The following is a 2,493-nucleotide window of genomic DNA, read 5'->3' as shown; positions in this document are numbered from 1 at the left end:
GCCGAGCCATGCTCGGCAGAGGCTTCACCGATAGAGCCCCAATGCCGAGCATGGCTCGGCACTACAGTTGAAGCCTTACCGGCAATGCCCCAGCGCCGAGCATGGCTAGGCACTACAGGGACGCTTTATGCGCCGTAACGCGTCTTCAACATCGCCCATGCCGAACGCAATGCCAGCGCTTCACCACCAGCCGGGCGGCCCGGGCGTTCGCCGTCGTTCCATGCGTAGACGTCCAGATGTGCCCACACCTGGCCTTCGTTGATGAAACGCTCCAGATACAGCGCTGCGGTTACCGAACCAGCCATGCGCGAGCCTGCGTTGGCGAGGTCGGCGATGCCGCTGTTGAGGTAGCGCAGGTAGGGACGCCACAACGGCATGCGCCAGACCGGGTCGCGGGTGCTGTCGCCGGCCTGCAGCCATTGGTTGGCCAGGGTGTCGTCATTGGCGAACAAGGCTGGCAGATCCGGGCCCAGTGCGATGCGTGCGGCGCCGGTGAGGGTGGCGAAATCGAGGATGGTGTCCGGGTTCTGTTCGCTGACGTAGGTCAGCGCGTCGCACAGCACCAGCCGACCTTCGGCGTCGGTGTTGTCGATCTCGACGGTGATGCCCTTGCGGGTGGTGATCACTTCGCCGGGACGGAAGGCATCGGGGCCAACGGCATTTTCCACCGCAGCCACCACCAGGGTCAGTTGCACCGGCAGCTGCTGCGCCATCACCAGGCCCGCCAGGGCGATGGCATGCGCGGCACCGCCCATGTCCTTCTTCATGTTGCGCATGCCGTCGGCCGGCTTCAGGTCCAGGCCGCCGGTGTCGAAGCACACGCCCTTGCCGACCAGCGCCAGATGCGGCGCACCAGCATTACCCCAGCGCAGCACGATCAAACGCGGTGCGCGGTGCGAGGCGCGGCCAACAGCGTGGATGGTGGGGAAGTTCATTTCCAGCAGTTCGTCGCCGGCAATGACTTCCAGTTCGCCGCCATGGGCTTCGACCAGATCGCGCGCAGCGTCTTCCAGCTGCTGCGGGCCCATGTCTTCGGTCGGCGTGTTGACCCAGTCGCGCACGCGCAGGCAGGCGGTCACCACATCGAGGATATCAGCGGCCGGCGTTGCCAGCAGCTGTGCGGCCGGACGGGCCAGCTTGCGATAGCGGTCGAAGCGGTAGCTGCCCAGGCCCCAGCCGATCTGCAGGTTGGCGCTGCTGCTGGCGTCCAGCTCGTTGGCAACCTGCCAGGTTGTACCGGCCGGCAGCGCGAACGGTGCATGCGCGTAGGCGTAGGCATCGGCGTGATCGCCTACGCCGAGCACGGCACCGGCAATGCCGTTGTCGCCGGGCAGCAGCAGCACGCTGTTCGGTGCGGCGTTGAACTGTTGTGCTGCGGCCCAGGCCTGCACGGCGGCAGGCTGCTGTGCCTTCCACGCGGCGAAGCCGTCGCGGTCCAGCACATACAGCGGCAGGGCATTGGTGGAATCGGTGGTGTAAGCGGTAATCGGGGTCATGGTGTTCTCTTGCGTCTGCTGGCGGCCGTGGGCTTAGCGCTGCGGGTTGGAGGCGTTGCCATCCAACCAGTCGGCCAGTCCGGTCAGGGTGTCGAACTGCAGGTCAGGCTGCAGCTCGGTGTGGGTCCATGAATGTTCTTCGCGGTTGATCCAGCAACCACGCAGGCCGGCGCGCATGGCGCCGGCTACGTCCATTTCGGCATGATCGCCGACATGCAGTACCTGCGCGTGTTCAACGCCGAGGCGTTCGCAGGCGGCATGGAAAATACTGGGGTCCGGCTTGGCTGCACCGTGCTCGCGCGAACCCAGCTGGAAGGCGAACAGATCGCCAATGCCGATGCGCTGCAGGTCGGCGTTGCCGTTGCTCACTGCTGCCACCGGCACGCGCGCGGCGATACGGCGCAGTGCCGCCAGTGCATCGGGATAGAACTCGACCTGGTTGCGCGCGGCGTAGAACGCTTCGTAGGCCGGGTCCAGCAGGTCCATGCTTGCACCGCTTTTTTCCAGCGCCTCGGCCAGGGTCAGCCGGCGCAATGCGCTCAGGTCGTAATGCAGCTGCGGGTTGTCGCGGAATGAGCGTTCGCGCAGTTCACGCATGGCCGCGACCGGGTACATGCTGGCGGTGGCCGGGCTGTGTTCCAGCATCCAATCGTGCAGCACCTGGTCGATGCGGGCCCCGATCGGAGCGAACGGCCACAAGGTGTCGTCCAGATCGAGGGTGATGGCGAGTACGGGAAAGTTCATCCGGGCATTTTACGCCAAGCCCATGAGCCGGGCCTGTAGGGGCCGTGCTTGCCCGATTTTGTAGGAGCGGCGTCAGCCGCGAGGCCGGCCCATCATCAGTTGGCATATATGCTGATTGCTTCGGCACCATCAGCTTCGCGGCGGGCGGCGCGCCGACAAAAAAACAGCGCCGGCTGCAATAGCGTTGCCCCGCCGGGCATGCCGGCCCCGCGGCTCCGCCCCCGCGTCACGCCGCCCCCGAGCGGGACTGGCC

At 66.3% G+C, this 2,493-nt stretch carries 2 protein-coding genes; both read right to left on the bottom strand.

Annotated elements, in window-relative coordinates; all coding sequences use genetic code 11:
* Nucleotides 1–125 precede the first annotated feature (125 nt).
* Nucleotides 126–1,496 (bottom strand): leucyl aminopeptidase family protein, encoded by a 1,371-nt coding sequence (locus ACVOLZ_RS22260; RefSeq protein ID WP_481518036.1) that lies wholly within the window; start codon nucleotides 1,494–1,496, stop codon nucleotides 126–128.
* A 33-nt stretch (nucleotides 1,497–1,529) separates the two neighbouring features.
* A complete protein-coding gene (locus ACVOLZ_RS22255) occupies nucleotides 1,530–2,240 on the bottom strand; it encodes an HAD family hydrolase (protein ID WP_481518035.1) in 711 nt (236 codons plus the stop codon).
* Nucleotides 2,241–2,493: the final 253 nt, after the last annotated feature.

It is taken from the genome of Stenotrophomonas sp. STEN020, assembly GCF_056760195.1.
This window is presented reverse-complemented; position numbering and strand designations above follow the sequence as displayed.